Here is a 14,990-nt window from a genome sequence, read left to right as displayed (position 1 = left end):
AGGGCGTAACGATCAGATGTTTAAAAATATGTACAACTGGATCGACGAACGTCTAGATATCACGCCGATCTGGAGGGACGTAGCCGATCACGAGGTTCCCGAACACGTCAACCCGGCTCACCATTTTTCCGCTTTCGTTTATTGTTTCGGCGGTCTGACGTTCTTTGTCACTGTAATTCAAATTTTGTCCGGTATGTTCCTGACGATGTATTATACACCGGACATTATCAACGCTTATGCAAGCGTTGACTATTTGCAGCACCAGGTAGCATTCGGCGTTATCGTGCGCGGTATGCACCACTGGGGAGCATCCCTTGTTATCGTTATGATGCTGTTACATACGCTCCGCGTTTTCTTCACGGGTTCGTACAAAGCGCCTCGTGAAATGAACTGGGTCGTCGGCATGCTGATCTTCTTTGTTATGCTTGGTCTTGGTTTTACCGGTTACCTGCTTCCTTGGGATAACAAAGCCTACTATGCTACGCAAGTAGGGATCAAGATCGCGGCATCGATCCCATTCTTGGGCCAATACGTTCAAACGTTCCTGCAGGGTGGAGATATTGTAGGTGCGCAGACGCTGACGAGATTCTTCGCACTTCACGTGTTCTTCCTACCTGCAGCTCTCCTCGCATTACTGGCCGGACACTTCTTGATGATTCGCAGGCAGGGGATTTCCGGACCGCTATAAAATGAAAGGAGGGTACTTAAGTGGCTCACGGACAAAAAGATGGCGAGAAAGTCGTCTATGTAGGCGATTCTCGTGTTAAGAAAACAGTAAAAAACACCGTACCTCCGGATTATTCGTCTTATCCGGGGAAATCCGAAGCGTTCATTCCGAACTTTCTATTGAAAGAATGGATGGTTGCCGTTGTATTTCTGGTCGGTGTATTGTGTCTGGTTATTTCAGAACCGGCGCCGCTCGGCTACCCGGCTGATCCTAAGAACACATCCTTTATTCCGATTCCGGACTGGTACTTCCTGTTTATGTACCAACTGCTGAAATATCCGTATACATCGGATCAGTACGTCGTTATCGGTACGCTGATCGTACCCGGACTGATGTTCGGCGGACTTCTTCTGGCACCTTTCCTGGATACAGGGAAAGAGCGCCGGTTTTACAGACGCCCGATCGCTTCTTCTCTGGCGCTTCTGACGTTAATCGCTTCCGCATACTTGACGTATACCTCCTGGCACCATTACCAGTTGGAATTGAAAGCGACTAACACGATTCCGGAGCACATCAAACGTGAAGAAGAAATGAAAGAGAAGAAAGCAGCCGGAGGCGCCGCTTCCGGCGGTGGCGGACAGCAGCAGAAAGCGGCAGGCGTCGTCGCAGCGGACGACCCGGCAGCTGAGATTTACAAGAAAGCGACCTGTGTATCTTGTCATGGCGGCGACCTGAAAGGGATGCCGAACAACGGAATCCCGGCACTTCGCGGTGTGGGCGACAAGCATGATAAGGAACAGATCATGAACATCATCAAGAACGGCCAGGGGGGCATGCAGCCTCAGTATAAAGACAACATCGCCAAAGGGTTAACCGATGCCGATTTGGACAAACTGGCTGACTGGCTTGCTAAACAAAAGAAAGCCCAATAAGCATGTCTAAGAACCTGACCGTACGCAGACGGTCAGGTTTTTTTGTAAAACGAAATGTACGCAAGAGATCCGTTAGCCGGATTTCCGAGGGGAGCAGAACGATGAGAAATAACGCCACCCTGCATCAGGCACTTACTCTCTTGAGAAGCCGGCCTATGCTATGGCTGCTGTTTTGGATTAATGCTTTAGGAACCGTTTACGGCTACTACTGGTATAAATATCAGTTAATAGATACGTATGATTTCGAGCCTGCCTGGTACCTGCCCTTTGTTCCGGATAGTCCGACGGCAAGCCTGTTTTTTACGCTAACCTTGCTGTATTTGTTAAGAGATGAGCGGACGACCGGAGTCGGTTTGGGGAAACGGTCACTGCTGCGGGGATTTATTGAAGCGTTCGGTCTCGTGACTTCCTTTAAATACGGCATCTGGGCCGTAGCCATGATCTGGTCCGGTTATGCGCTGGGAGACCCCGTCGCCTGGCAGGATTGGATGCTTACTCTTTCTCATTTGGGTATGGCGATTGAAGTGCTTTTATTCGCCTCAGTGATGACTTACTCGGTTTCCGCCGTGCTGCTGGTGGCTGTCTGGGCATTTGCGAACGATTGGATGGACTATACGAAAGGGATCTTTCCCAGACTTTCCGAGGTACTAATGCCGCATCTGGACACGATCCAGTGGTTTACCATCGGATTAAGCGCAGCAGGCATTCTTGCGGCTCTTGCCTGTCTGCCTTATCAAAAACACCGGCTCCGCAAGGTCTAAATGTGGACATCCCTCCATATGATGTGGTAGGAGGGATGTCCACATGTTGTTTAGTTCTTGCAAGCGGATCATCGGATTGCTCGGAGCATGGGCAATCTTCGCTTCGGCGGCGGTTGGTTGTGGGCCGGCCCCGAGAGAAGCAGTTCCCGCGGCATCGATGACTCCGGTTCAAATGAAGACGGCTGAATCCTTGAATGAAGCCGCAGAGGAGCTGTACAAGCTGTCGGAACAGGGGAAAACGACGGAAGCCAGAATCGAACTCGAACAGCTCGGAGAACTTGCGACTAAGCTGACGTATGACGGTTCGATTACGATAGAAGGTTTGCATGCACTGACGGAAACGATTACGGGGGCGAAGAAAACTTATGCCTCTGTTTCCTTTTCCCAGGATGAAGGGCGCTTTGCCGCCGCCAAGATTAGACTGGCCGCCGACGCGCTCACTCACCGGGGACAGCCCATGTGGCTCCAGTACTACAAGCTTATCAAAGATGACTTGAAACGGATTGAGACGAATGTAGCGGCCCGAAAAAAGCTTGAAGCTCTACTGGACTACAACAAGCTGTACCGGCATATGTCGACCATCCGACCGGCGCTGCTGATCAGCCGTGCTCCTGCGGAAGTGGAGAAGCTGGATTCCTTGCTCATGTTTATGAGAAAGGGATTGGCCGCTCCGGCACTGGACAAAACGAATTTACTTCAAGCCTCGGGAGAGTTCGGCAGGACAATCGACGGGATATTCGGCCGCTCCGACCGTGAAGCTTTCCTGCCGCTGCCCGACACGCAGGAGCCCGTATTCTGGTCGCTTGTCGTCGGCGCGTTCATTATCGGCGTCCTGCTCTTTGCCGGCTGGCGGATGTTCCGGTTAAAGCCCGGCTACGATACCGTCCGGCATAAAAATAGAGAAGGCTTCTAGTCAACCTTGAAGCCTTCTCCCAATACTTCGTGCACTTCATTGATAATAATGAATGCGGTGGGGTCAATGGATTTAACCAGTTCCTTGAGCCGCCGCATTTCCTGTCGGTAGACCACGCAGTAGACCACTTCTTTCTCTTGACGGGAGAAAGCCCCTTTAGCCGGAAAAAGAGTGACGCCCCGGTCCAATTCCTTTTGAATCGCCTGAGACACGTTTTCCGCTTCATTGGTAATGATCGTAAAGGCTTTGGCGGAATGCGAGCCTTCCGTGATGTAATCAATCATTTTGGAGCCGATAAACACGCTGACCAGCGAGTAGAGTACTTTTTCCTTCGGTATGTAGAGTAAAGACGTGCCGATAACGATGAGGTCGATCAGCAGGATGACCTGCCCGACACTCCATCCTTTCCACTTGTTGCCCAGTTGGGCAAGAATATCCGATCCCCCGGTCGTTCCCCCGAAACGGAATACGATTCCGAGTCCCAAGCCTATCGTAAAACCCGCATATAAGGCGGCAAGCAAATAATCCTGCTTGGTGGCAAAAGGGATAATCCATCCTTTTCCGATCATGATTTCCATCACCCATAAGAAAAACGAAGACGAAAGAGAACCGAAAATCGTGTAGACCATAGCTTTAGAGCCGAAATGCCTCCATCCCAAGTAAAAGAGAGGCACATTCAGAACGAGCGTCGTCGCGGAAGGCGGAAGCAGGAAAATATAGTGCAGAAGCAGCGATATGCCCGTGAGCCCGCCTTCCATCAACTCATTGGGAATGACAAAATAATGGACTCCGAACGAAAAGATGGCGGTTCCGAATGCGATCGGCAAGAACTGCTTCAAATACGGCATTGTCTTATCTTTTAATGCCAGTGCCATTGTTTTCTCCTCCTTCCCTGACTTGCCACTAATCACCAATCCTATTGTAATGAAATTCGGGTCCGTTGTCATCCGGGCGCCGGAGGCGACTTGATTGTTTCTGCGGATCATAGGGAAAAACAGGCCGGATTCCTTTCCTTGGCCTGTTTTTTTGCATAGGTAGAGAGGACGCTAATAAAATTCTTTTTTGCGGTATTTGCCGATAAATCCGGCTAAACCGAGCACACCGATGAAGCCCAGCCAGTCCCAGGTCGGATCGTCTCTCCTCGCGGAATCCGATACTTTGGAATCGAACGGCATCAGGTTGACGTTGTACTTTTTGGATGGAGGATAGTCTCCCGGCTTGGGAACAGGGTTTAATGGAGGCTGGGGCAGACTTGTGCCTACGCCGCCGTTTGAATACTGAGACGGATCGGACGTTCCGGTGGAGCCGCTTATGCCTGATTTGATCTGCTGAGTTCCGTAAGATGAGGGCTTTTGATCCGGGTAACCGAGCGTTCCGGGTTCTCCTTTTATGCCGCGCTCAGCGGATTGTGCGATGCAGGTACCGCTAACGGTCAAAAACATCATAACGCAGAGTAAAAAACTGTACAGCCGTTTCATCTGATTCCCGCCTTCCTGGTTGGCTTCGTTTGCTGCTTATCTTTGGTTTTCCCTCTACCCTAAATGTCATACAAGGAAAGTGTTGTCCGAAAATCGAAAATTGCAATAAAAACGAGTCTATAATAAGATGTTGATAAGATTGAAGTTAGGCTGGAAGGAAAGAGAGGCCGTATTATGCCGGAACGTTCAATGAAGGATCTGCAGCAGGAAGTGGATACATACATATCGCAATTCAAAGAGGGATATTTCAGTCCTCTTGCCATGCTGGCCAGAATGTCCGAGGAAGTCGGGGAATTGGCCAGGGAAGTCAATCATCAGTTCGGTGAGAAACCCAAAAAGGCATCCGAAGAAGAAAACTCGATAGAGCTGGAGCTCGGCGACATCTTATTTATTACCATCTGCTTCGCGAATTCGCTTGGCATTGATTTAACGGAAGCGCACGATAAAGTGATGAAGAAATTCAACACACGTGATGCGGACAGGTGGACGAAAATACACACCGATTCCGACTAACCCTCATATGCTGTACCATCCCCGGCTCTGTTGCGGGCGGAAGGAGGATGGACGAATGGATGGGGAACAGGAAATTCAGAAGGCTTACGAGGCTATTTTGAACAATGATTTCGAAGATGCGATCGCATGGTTCGAAAAGGCTGTTTTGTCGGAGCCAGACAACGCTTCCTACCATTATAAGCTCTCGATTACGTTCGCCAGGAGCGGAAAACTCGGAAAAGCGATTGATCATGCGGTTGCCGCTTATGAGCTGGAACCTGAAAGCGAAGCTTATCAGTATCATCTGACTACGCTGAAAGCCAAAGTTCTGATTGCGGAAGCGGACAAGTGTCTGGATCAAAGCCGGGAAAAAGAACAGCTTCAAACCGCGATCGGTCTGCTGAAGCAGGCGGCTGCTTTGGATCCGCTGAGTGCTGAAGCCTACTTGAAGCTTGCCGCCGCGTACGCGGAGGCAGACGACTATGATCTGGCCGTACACGCGGCCAAAGAGGCCATTCGCCTCGAACCGCTGAACAAGGCGGCAGCGGGACTGCTGGATGAGTACCGCAGGAAACTGCGCCAGTATTTGAAACCTTAAACACTGCACAAGATAAGAAAGGCGGTATATGTGATGACTCAGGAAGTAATTAATGTAGCGGTTGCCGGAGCAAGCGGACGAATGGGCCGTGAAGTGGTAAAAATGGTACTCGGAGATTCCTCCTTGAAGCTGGTGGCTGCCGTTGACCGGTCCTCCGGTCCGGTAGACGCCGCGTCTTTGGTGGGTCTTCCGGATTGCGGCGTTAAAATGTCCAACGATCTGGAGCTGGCTTTGGTTGAAAGCAAAGCGGACGTTCTGGTAGACTTCACCGGACCTCAGAGCGCTGTCGCCAATACGGCGCTAGCTATTCGTCATGGTGTCAGACCGGTAATCGGAACGACGGGTTTTACGACCCAAGATATCGAAGAGTTGGACAAACAATGCAAGGATAAAAAAATCGGCGGACTGATCGCCCCCAATTTCTCCATCGGCGCTATTCTGATGATGAAATTCGCTTCACAGGCGGCCAAATATTTCCCGCACCTCGAAATCATCGAATATCACGGAGACCAGAAGCTTGATGCTCCATCGGGTACTTCCGTGAAAACAGCGGAACTTATCTCCCAGAACCGGGAAGAGTTCCGGCAAGGAAATCCCAAAGAAGAGGAGCAGCTTGAAGGAGCGCGCGGAGCTTATTATAACGGCTTCCGGATCCACAGCGTCCGGCTTCCGGGTGTTTTTGCCCAGCAAGAAGTTATTATGGGGGCGTACGGGGAGTCGCTCAAAATCCGGCATGATTCCTATGAGCGCGCGGCTTATATGCCAGGCGTAAATACGGCCGTGCATAAAGTGATGACCTATGAAGGCATGATCTACGGGTTCGAACATTTTATCGACTGATTGTTCTTCATTCTTTCAATCGGACTTCCTAATTACTACTATTTATTTATCGTGCTTCTCTACGAACCATACATATCAGCAGACCCCCTGAAGGCAGGGAAGGGAGAGTTTACCAGTGAGCTTAAATATTGCCTTAATCGCCCACGACCGCAAAAAAGACGAGATGGTCAATTTCGTGACCGCCTATGAGCATGTGTTCGACGGGAACAAGCTTTTCGCAACCGGAACCACGGGCCAAAGAATTATGGAAAATACAAGTCTGACGATCCACCGGTTTATGTCAGGCCCCCTTGGCGGAGATCAGCAGATCGGTGCTATGGTAGCTCAAAACGAGATGGACCTGATTATTTTCCTGCGGGATCCTTTGATGGCTCAGCCTCATGAACCCGATATCATTGCGCTGCTCCGTTTGTCCGACGTAATGGGGATCCCCGTCGCAACGAATATCGCAACCGCGGAGCTTCTTGTCCGTGCTCTGGACAGAGGGGATTTCGCCTGGCGCGAGCTTGTCCACAAGTATAAGCCGGGTGAAGCTTAATGGAGACGGTGGATATCCTCGTATTCGGAGCACATGCGGATGACGCGGAGATCGGAATGGCCGGTACGATCCTGAAGCACACAAAAGCGGGGTATAAGGTCGGCTTGTGCGATCTGACCCGCTCGGAAATGTCATCGAACGGAACGCCTGAAAACCGGCTGGAGGAAGCGAACAAAGCGGCGGAAGCGATGGGAATCGTGCTCCGCTCCAATCTCGGACTTCCCGACCGGGGCTTATCGGCCGGTTCCAAGGATCAGATTGACGCGATTACGGAGGAAATCCGGCTGAGAAAGCCGAAAATCGTCTTTGCTCCTTATTGGGAAGACCGCCATCCCGATCATATCGCATGCTCTTATCTGGTGCAGGAAGCGGTTTTCAATGCCAAACTCAGACGATATTTGCCTGAAACGGAAGCTTTTCAAGTCGAGAGCCTATTCTTTTATTTTATTAACGATACCATTGATCCGGACATCGTAGTGGATGTCTCGGACGCCTATCCCGGCAAGAAAGAAGTGCTGCAGGCTTACCGTTCCCAATTCACGCCTCCGCAGGTCGGGGAAGACATCGTGCTGACCCCCCTGAACCGTAATTACGTGGAACGCGTGGAAGCAAGAGACGCGCTGCTCGGACAGAAGCGGATGATGGCTTATGCGGAAGGGTTTATGTCTAAGCTGCCCGTTGCACTTCAATACTTTCTACCCAAGAAAGGAACCTGAGCATGAACGATAAGCTCAAAATCGGAATCACGTGCTACCCTACCCTGGGAGGTTCCGGAGTGGTTGCGACGGAGCTCGGCAAGCTGCTCGCGGAAAAAGGCCACGAGGTCCACTTTATAACGCACAGCATGCCTTTCAGGCTGGGTAAATTTCACCGCAATATTTATTATCACGAGGTTGAGGTCAGCGATTATTACGTTTTCCGCTACCCTCCTTACGATTTGTCCCTCGCGAGCAAGCTTGCGCAGGTCGCGCAGATGCAGAAGCTGGATCTGCTGCATGTGCATTATGCGATCCCCCACGCCGTTTGCGCTCTGCTGGCCAAGCAGATGGTAGGACCTGATTTGAAGGTCGTTACGACCCTTCACGGGACGGATATTACGGTACTCGCTCAAGATCAGTCCATCAGCGACCTGATCCGGTACGCCATTAACGAAAGCGATGCGGTTACGGCCGTTTCCAACGATCTGATCGCGGAAACGAGAGAAACGCTCGATATTTCCCGCGACATTGATCTGACTTACAACTTCGTGGACAAACGGGTGTATTACCCGCGGGACGTGAAGTCGCTTCGCAAAGAATTCGCCCGGGACGACGAGAAAATTTTGCTGCACATTTCGAATTTCCGGCCGGTCAAAAGGGTCACGGACGTGGTCGATATTTTCAAGCGCGTCAGTGAAAAAATCCCGAGTCGTCTTCTATTTGTAGGGGAAGGTCCCGAGCTCTCCAAAGTGATTTCGTACGTGAAAGAACTAGGCCTTAGCGACCGGGTCAACTTTTGCGGCAAACAGGATGATGTCGCGCAGCTTATCTCTCTGGGGGACGTTATGCTGCTCCCTTCGGAAAAAGAAAGCTTCGGACTTGTCGCCCTGGAAGCGATGGCATGCGGAGTACCGACTGTCGGTTCGATAGCGGGCGGAATTCCCGAGCTGGTGACGCACGGCGAGACCGGCTTTCTAGCGGAAATCGGCGACACGGAGAAGATGGCGGACTACGCGGTGGAACTGCTCAGCGATCCGCAGCAGTACGAAAAAATGTCGGCGGCATGTCTGAACCGTGCCCGCACGACCTTCTGCAATGACTGGATTACGATGCAGTACGAGGAAATCTATTACCGGGTTCTCGGAAAAGAACTGCCTCCGTCGCACCGGGTGGACAAACAAGCTTGCGCGGAAAGGTAAGCGTGTTCCGGTAACGGAAGGAAGAGTACATACGATGGAAGAGAAAAACCGGACCATGATCGAAGAAGGGCGCCGTGTGCTTGAGAAACTGCAATCCCGTCAGCATGAAGCTTATTTTGTCGGCGGGTTTGTCAGGGATTTTGTTCTGGAAAGGCCCGTGAAGGATGTGGACATCGCGACTTCGGCCAAACCCGAAGAGGTGATGGAAGCCTTCTCCAAGACGGTGCCTACGGGACTTCAGCACGGTACGGTAACCGTTCTGACGGGGGCTTACAGTTTTGAAGTCACTACCTTCCGGAAGGAAACGGAATACGAGGGATTTCGCAGACCGGCGGAAGTCGAATATATTACGGATTTGGAAGAAGATTTAAAAAGACGCGACTTTACCATGAACGCGATGGCCATGGATGTCGAAGGGAACCTGATCGATCCGTTCGGCGGCCGCAGCGATATGGATAGAGGCGTTCTGAGATGTGTGGGAGAGGCGGCCGAACGTTTCGGGGAGGATGCCTTGCGGATGCTGCGCTGCATCCGCTTCTCAGCCGAATACGGCCTCGAGATCGAAGAGGCCACGTGGCAGGCTCTGCTGCGGCAGGCCCCTCTGCTGCGGCACATCGCGATGGAGCGCGTACGCGCGGAGCTCCAGCGCATGGTGGGCGGCGCGGACCCGGCCCGCGCCACGGGGCTGCTCCTCGCGAGCGGTCTTTGGCGGCACGCGAAGATGCCGCTCGCGCTGCACTTCGCCGCATGGGGGCATCCCCATGCGCAGGCGGTTATCGCCCATCTGTCCTCTATCCCTGCGGAAGAGGACAGATGGGCGGTTCTGCTGCTGCTGATCGGTTCGCAGCAGCTTGAAGCCGTCAGAGCGGAGCTGCGCGCGCTGACGTTCCCCGGCGAGGACATCGCGCGTCTGACGCGCATCCTCGCCGTGCACGCGCATCTTCAGAGCGGTGACGCTGAAGATGCGGCGGTGAGGCCGCGGCCGGAGGCGCAGGCGTCCGCGGAAGAGCGCGCAGCCGCGCGGTTCAAGCTTGCCGTGCTTGCTCACGGCAAAGAGGCTGTGCGCGGCTGGCTGCGCGCGGCCGGGCTGCTGCGCGCAGCGTGGCGGCAACGGCAGGCCGGAACGGGAGCAGCTTCACCCGCGGGCACCGGGCGTACGGGACAATATGGGACGCTGCCCGGGAAATCGGCGCAGTCCGGCTTGGCAGTGGCTCAAGGTGAGTCAGACTGCCTTGAAGCATCCCGCGCGGGAGCCCAGCGCCCGGAGCAAGACGCTCAGCCGTCTGCGAAGCACGGGCAGCCTAGTCAGGTGGTGCCACGCCTTGCATCCGGTCGGTACGAAGCTTCCGGGGGTCTCTCCACGGACGAAGAAATGCATACGTCTGCCGATAAAGCATGTCTGGAAGAGCTTTTCAGCTTCATGACGGAGGAAGCTAACGTCTACCTGGAAAACGGTGAACCATGGATACGGGTGATGCCGGTCTATAGTGTCAAAGATCTCGCCGTCGGCGGAAGCGACCTGATGGCGCAAAGCGGACAGAAAGCGGGACCCTGGATAGGCGAAACGCTGAATAGGCTTTTGGAGCGGGTTGCCTTAGGGCAGCTGGAAAACATCCTAGAAATTTTAATGACGGAAGCTTTCCGTCCTACAGAAATGCGAGATGAATGACTCATGACGGTACGCGAGCGAATTGTAGACTTGTTCCGGAGCAATCCGGGCGTATATTTGTCCGGCGAGCAAATCAGCCGGGAGCTGGGCTGCAGCCGGACAGCCGTCTGGAAGCATATCGAAAGCCTCCGGCAGGACGGGTTTCAGTTCGAAGCCGTCACACGTAAAGGCTACCGTCTGACAGAAGAGCCTGACAAGCTCCGGAAGGCTCATATAGAAGAAGCCTTGCAAACGCGCTTTATGGGCCGGCACATCGAAGTCCGCGAAGAGGTAGAATCCACTATGAACGAAGCGCACAGGCTCGTCGCGGAAGGGGCCGAGGAAGGGACGCTGATCTTTGCCGAAGAGCAGACCTCCGGCCGCGGCCGGATGGGCAGGCACTGGCATTCGCCGAAAGGGAAGGGCATCTGGATGAGCCTGATCTTGAAGCCGCGTGTGCCGGTTTACTTCGTTCCCCAGCTTACGCTGCTTACCGCGGTAGCTCTTTGCCGGGCTATCCGCAAGGTATGCGGCATCGATATCGGCATCAAATGGCCCAATGATCTTCTCGTGAAGGGCCGCAAGGTAAGCGGGATTCTGCTTGAAATGAGCGGGGAAGACGAGCGGCTGAAATACGTCATAATCGGTGTCGGCATCACGGCGAATCTGACCGAAGCCGACTTCCCGGAAGACCTGAAACCGGTCGCCACTTCACTTGCCCTGGAATCGGGAGCGCCGGTTCGGCGGGAGGCGATGATTGCGGCTTTTCTGAATGAGCTGGAGCAGCTGTACGACCTGTATCTGGAAAACGGATTCGCTCCGATCCGGATCATGTGGGAAGCGATGAGCGTCTCGCTGAATTGTCCCATCCGGGTCAAAACGAGCCAGGAAACGGTGGAAGGACGGGCGGATTCGCTCGATGACAGCGGGGCGCTGACCGTGATCACAGACGACGGCCGCAAGGTTAAAATTTACAGCGGCGATGTCGAATTACGCTAACCGTCTGTTCAAAAGACCGGGTTTTTGATATACTGTCACCGTAAGGCGGTATCTTCGGAACTGCACTTATACGGTTAATGCTTTAGACAATTGCATAAAGTACGTTTGTGTGTTTTCTGATTCTGCTCTGAGCCTGAAGGACCGAGACAGAAGGATCATACGATTCACGATTCTTTGACTATGCGCCCTTTCAGTCTGTTTGCTGAAGGGGTTTTTTGATGCTTAGAACCCGGTCAAGGCTTGGACGGAAGCACGGTTTTATTTTTTCCACATTAAAAAAGAAAGCGTGGGATTGACATGGCGCAAGAGCGCAAACCGGTGACGACTGTCAAGCTGCAAAAAATGAAAGCGAGCAAGGAACCGATTTCAATGGTGACGGCCTACGATTATCTGACGGCCAAACTGGCTGACGAAGCGGGAGTAGACATGATTCTGATAGGAGATTCCCTGGGAAATGTCATTCAGGGACATGAATCCACTCTGCCGGTCACGCTGGACGAAATGATTTATCATACCAAAGCGGTGACACGTGCCGTGAAATCGGCTTTTGTCGTGACGGATCTGCCGTTTATGACGTATCACGGAAGCCTTGATACGACGCTTCAGAACGCGGGACGGATTATGCGCGAGGGTCTGTCCAAAGGCGTGAAGCTGGAAGGCGGCGCGGAAATCGCCCATGCGGTTAAAGCATTGACCCAGGCGGGCGTTCCTGTCGTCGGTCATCTCGGATTGACGCCCCAGTCGGTTCACGTGCTGGGCGGTTACCGCATACAGGGCAAAAATTCCGAACAGGCCCGCAAACTGATGGAAGACGCCAAAGCGCTGGAAGAAGCAGGCGCAATCGCGATCGTACTGGAATTGGTAACGGAAGAACTGGCGGAATGGATCACAAGCAAGCTGTCCATCCCGACGATCGGTATCGGAGCAGGAGCTTCCTGTGACGGCCAGGTTCTCGTTTTTCACGATATGCTAGGCTACGAGCCGGACGCTCCGGCCAAAAAATTCGTTAAAGCTTACGCGCAGGTCGGCCTGGCCATCCGCGAAGGGATCGGGCAGTATGTGGCCGAAGTGAAGGGCCGCAAATTCCCGGCCGAGCAGCACGGCTTTAAAGGAGACAACGAAGTTCTCCAGTATTTGTACGGAACGGCCGTGAAATAAACGGTTATCCTAGCTTTAGTCCCGAAGGAGAGAGAGACGTTGGAAGTTATTCAAAGCGTAGCCTTGCTGCGCAGCACGTTGCAACAGAAAAAATCCGGGATCGGGGCGTCCCTTAAAGCCCCGGTCGGTTTCGTGCCCACGATGGGCTATCTTCACGAAGGGCACTTGAGTCTGATCAAAGCGGCCCGCGAAGCGAGTGAAATCGTCGTGCTCAGCATTTTCGTCAACCCGCTTCAGTTCGGTCCTACCGAAGATCTGGACCGTTACCCGCGGGATACCGAGCGTGACCTGAAGCTGGCGGAAGAAGCCGGCGTGGACATCGTTTTTCTGCCCCAGGTCGAAGAAATGTATCCGGGACCGGTCAAAACGACGGTTTCGGTATCGGGCATCACTTCGGTGCTCTGCGGCGCTTCACGACCCGTGCATTTCGACGGGGTGACTACGGTAGTTGCCAAGCTGCTCAATATCGTTCAGCCCGATAAAGCTTTCTTCGGACTTAAGGACGCGCAGCAGGTTGCCGTCGTTTCTCAGATGGTGCAGGACCTGAACATGAACGTGGACATTGTGGCCTGCCCCATTTTGCGCGAAGAAGACGGACTTGCCATGAGCTCCCGGAACGTATTCCTGAGCAAGGACGAACGCGAACAGGCGCTGGTTCTGAGCCGCTCATTGAAAGCTGCGGAAGCCTGGGTGCGGGAGCACGCTTCATTTCGGGCGGAAGACCTCCGCGGCGCCGTAAAAGCCGTCATCGAAGAAGCTCCTCTCGCCGATATCGATTACGTGGAGGTTTTGACGTACCCGCAGCTGGAGCAGCCGGAAGCGGTGGAAGCCGGCGTACCCGTGCGGCTCATCGTCGCGCTGGCGGTCAAATTCGGCGCCACGCGGCTTATCGACAACACCATTTTAACCCTGGGGAAGTGATCGCATGTTCAGAACAATGATGAAGGCCAAAATACACCGTGCGACGGTGACCGAGGCGAATCTTAATTATATCGGAAGTATTACGATCGACGAGGATCTGCTGGATCAGGTCGATATGCTGCCCAACGAGAAGGTTCAGATCGTTAACAACAACAACGGGGCCCGCCTGGAAACGTACATTATACCGGGTCCGCGCGGAACGGGGGTCATCTGCCTTAACGGTGCCGCGGCGCGGCTCGTGCAGACAGGCGACACCGTTATCATCATTTCTTACGCGATGATGACGGAAGAAGAGGCGCGGCGCCACAAGCCGACCGTTGCCATTATGGGAGAAAACAATAAAGTGGCCCAGCTGTTAAAAGAGGAAATGCATGCAACTGTACTGTAACGTCTGGCACCCTTAAAGAACTTGTATGAAAAGCCCTTCGGCAACGCAGAATGAGTGTACGACAGCAAAGCCGAAGGGTGGGGGATGCACAGTGTTCAAACATTTGTTCGCCACGATGAATGAAGTGTTGGATGAAATTTTGCTTCAGTTGCCGAATGCAAAAGGTGCGTTAAAAGCGGAACTTGAAGAAGAGCTTGGGGCCCTGAAGGCCATTAGTGACGATTGTATCGAGCACTGGCTCCTCTTTGAGGAGAAGCTTGGGAAAACCCTGTCCGTCGGAAACGCGTCCGTCACGTCCTCTTTAGCCTCAGCCGCCGATTCGAATCAGCTGCAGAACGTGCCGCAGCCTGCCGAAGAGGCTCAGCCTCATTCGGCCGAAGGGAAGGATGCGGTGGAGTTTATCCGCGGACAGGGGTTTTATATGCTGCTTATGTACGAGCAGGCAACCCGGGAATTCGAGGCTCTGCTTACGCGCGAACCGGACTTTTTACTTGCGAGGGCTTATCTCGCCATGGGGTATCTGCGCCAGGGAGACAACGAGGAAGCCGCCCGGCACTTTACCCTTCTTCTGGCACTCACCGAAAATAAACAGATGAAAGCCATCTCTTACAACGCGATGGGCTGCATTCAATTTCAGAACCGGAACCTGGAACAGGCGCTTGAGTATTTCAAAAAGGCCTACCATGCCGATCCGGACTGCCTGGAGCTTTTTTCCGCATCAAACGAATAAAAAGAATAAGAACGGATGATCTCCTTATTT

Annotated in this window: 18 protein-coding genes; 16 read left to right on the top strand and 2 right to left on the bottom strand. The window is 53.2% G+C overall.

Translation table 11 applies throughout. The features are described from left to right. Positions 1–16: 16 nt before the first annotated feature. The 4 genes from qcrB to PCH01S_RS08610 all read left to right on the top strand — a co-directional run bounded on the left by qcrB (position 17) and on the right by PCH01S_RS08610 (position 3,273). Positions 17–688 carry a menaquinol-cytochrome c reductase cytochrome b subunit gene (gene qcrB, locus PCH01S_RS08625; protein ID WP_009675629.1) on the top strand — a complete coding sequence of 224 codons (672 nt, stop codon included), beginning with the start codon at positions 17–19 and terminating at the stop codon, positions 686–688. Between the two features lie 20 nt (positions 689–708). After that, positions 709–1,599, top strand: coding sequence for a menaquinol-cytochrome c reductase cytochrome b/c subunit (locus PCH01S_RS08620; protein ID WP_042228418.1), 891 nt, complete (start codon positions 709–711; stop codon positions 1,597–1,599). Between the two features lie 101 nt (positions 1,600–1,700). Further along, positions 1,701–2,360, top strand: coding sequence for a DUF1405 domain-containing protein (locus PCH01S_RS08615; protein ID WP_042228416.1), 660 nt, complete (start codon positions 1,701–1,703; stop codon positions 2,358–2,360). Positions 2,361–2,403: 43 nt separating this feature from the next. After that, on the top strand, positions 2,404–3,273 hold the full coding sequence (locus PCH01S_RS08610) for a sporulation protein YpjB (RefSeq protein WP_042228414.1): 870 nt from the start codon (positions 2,404–2,406) through the stop codon (positions 3,271–3,273). On the opposite strand, the gene PCH01S_RS08605 is transcribed toward PCH01S_RS08610, so the two are convergent. Next, the gene (locus tag PCH01S_RS08605; protein WP_042228413.1) at positions 3,270–4,148 is read right to left on the bottom strand and encodes a YitT family protein; all 879 of its coding nucleotides are present in this window, start codon (positions 4,146–4,148) and stop codon (positions 3,270–3,272) included. The two genes, PCH01S_RS08610 and PCH01S_RS08605, sit on opposite strands and share 4 nt — an antisense overlap. A gap of 171 nt (positions 4,149–4,319) precedes the next feature. After that, positions 4,320–4,751, bottom strand: coding sequence for a WGxxGxxG-CTERM domain-containing protein (locus tag PCH01S_RS08600; RefSeq protein ID WP_042228411.1), 432 nt, complete (start codon positions 4,749–4,751; stop codon positions 4,320–4,322). Between the two features lie 174 nt (positions 4,752–4,925). Here PCH01S_RS08600 and PCH01S_RS08595 point away from each other — a divergent pair, with 174 nt between their 5' ends. From PCH01S_RS08595 to PCH01S_RS08540, 12 genes are all read left to right on the top strand, one after another. Continuing rightward, positions 4,926–5,264 (top strand): nucleotide pyrophosphohydrolase, encoded by a 339-nt coding sequence (locus tag PCH01S_RS08595; RefSeq protein ID WP_042228410.1) that lies wholly within the window; start codon positions 4,926–4,928, stop codon positions 5,262–5,264. Between the two features lie 55 nt (positions 5,265–5,319). Further along, entirely contained in the window at positions 5,320–5,841 is a 522-nt protein-coding gene (locus tag PCH01S_RS08590; protein ID WP_042228408.1) for a tetratricopeptide repeat protein, read from the top strand. 33 nt (positions 5,842–5,874) lie between these two features. Further along, on the top strand, positions 5,875–6,681 hold the full coding sequence (gene dapB, locus PCH01S_RS08585) for a 4-hydroxy-tetrahydrodipicolinate reductase (protein ID WP_042228406.1): 807 nt from the start codon (positions 5,875–5,877) through the stop codon (positions 6,679–6,681). Positions 6,682–6,796: 115 nt separating this feature from the next. Further along, complete coding sequence (locus tag PCH01S_RS08580) at positions 6,797–7,219, top strand: methylglyoxal synthase (protein WP_042228405.1); 423 nt, start codon at positions 6,797–6,799, stop codon at positions 7,217–7,219. Continuing rightward, positions 7,219–7,935: a bacillithiol biosynthesis deacetylase BshB1 gene (bshB1, locus tag PCH01S_RS08575; protein ID WP_042228404.1), complete on the top strand. Its 717-nt coding sequence runs from the start codon at positions 7,219–7,221 to the stop codon at positions 7,933–7,935. The genes PCH01S_RS08580 and bshB1 overlap by 1 nt, the downstream gene beginning before the upstream one ends. Before the next feature lie 2 nt (positions 7,936–7,937). Beyond that, a complete protein-coding gene (gene bshA, locus PCH01S_RS08570; RefSeq protein ID WP_042228403.1) occupies positions 7,938–9,116 on the top strand; it encodes an N-acetyl-alpha-D-glucosaminyl L-malate synthase BshA in 1,179 nt (392 codons plus the stop codon). Between the two features lie 34 nt (positions 9,117–9,150). Beyond that, a complete protein-coding gene (locus tag PCH01S_RS08565) occupies positions 9,151–10,785 on the top strand; it encodes a CCA tRNA nucleotidyltransferase (RefSeq protein WP_042228401.1) in 1,635 nt (544 codons plus the stop codon). A gap of 3 nt (positions 10,786–10,788) precedes the next feature. Further along, positions 10,789–11,763 carry a biotin--[acetyl-CoA-carboxylase] ligase gene (locus PCH01S_RS08560; RefSeq protein WP_042228400.1) on the top strand — a complete coding sequence of 325 codons (975 nt, stop codon included), beginning with the start codon at positions 10,789–10,791 and terminating at the stop codon, positions 11,761–11,763. Between the two features lie 297 nt (positions 11,764–12,060). Next, on the top strand, positions 12,061–12,921 hold the full coding sequence (panB, locus tag PCH01S_RS08555) for a 3-methyl-2-oxobutanoate hydroxymethyltransferase (RefSeq protein WP_042228399.1): 861 nt from the start codon (positions 12,061–12,063) through the stop codon (positions 12,919–12,921). Between the two features lie 39 nt (positions 12,922–12,960). Beyond that, positions 12,961–13,842, top strand: a complete 882-nt coding sequence (gene panC, locus PCH01S_RS08550; protein WP_042228398.1) for a pantoate--beta-alanine ligase — start codon at positions 12,961–12,963, stop codon at positions 13,840–13,842. A gap of 4 nt (positions 13,843–13,846) precedes the next feature. After that, positions 13,847–14,230 carry an aspartate 1-decarboxylase gene (gene panD, locus PCH01S_RS08545; protein ID WP_009675514.1) on the top strand — a complete coding sequence of 128 codons (384 nt, stop codon included), beginning with the start codon at positions 13,847–13,849 and terminating at the stop codon, positions 14,228–14,230. Between the two features lie 91 nt (positions 14,231–14,321). Further along, positions 14,322–14,960: a tetratricopeptide repeat protein gene (locus PCH01S_RS08540; protein WP_042228396.1), complete on the top strand. Its 639-nt coding sequence runs from the start codon at positions 14,322–14,324 to the stop codon at positions 14,958–14,960. Positions 14,961–14,990 lie beyond the last annotated feature (30 nt).

The organism is Paenibacillus chitinolyticus NBRC 15660 (genome assembly GCF_000739915.1).
GTDB lineage: Bacteria > Bacillota > Bacilli > Paenibacillales > NBRC-103111 > Paenibacillus_F > Paenibacillus_F chitinolyticus.
Note: the sequence above shows the minus strand (reverse complement) of the source record. Positions and strands in the feature narration are given on the sequence as shown.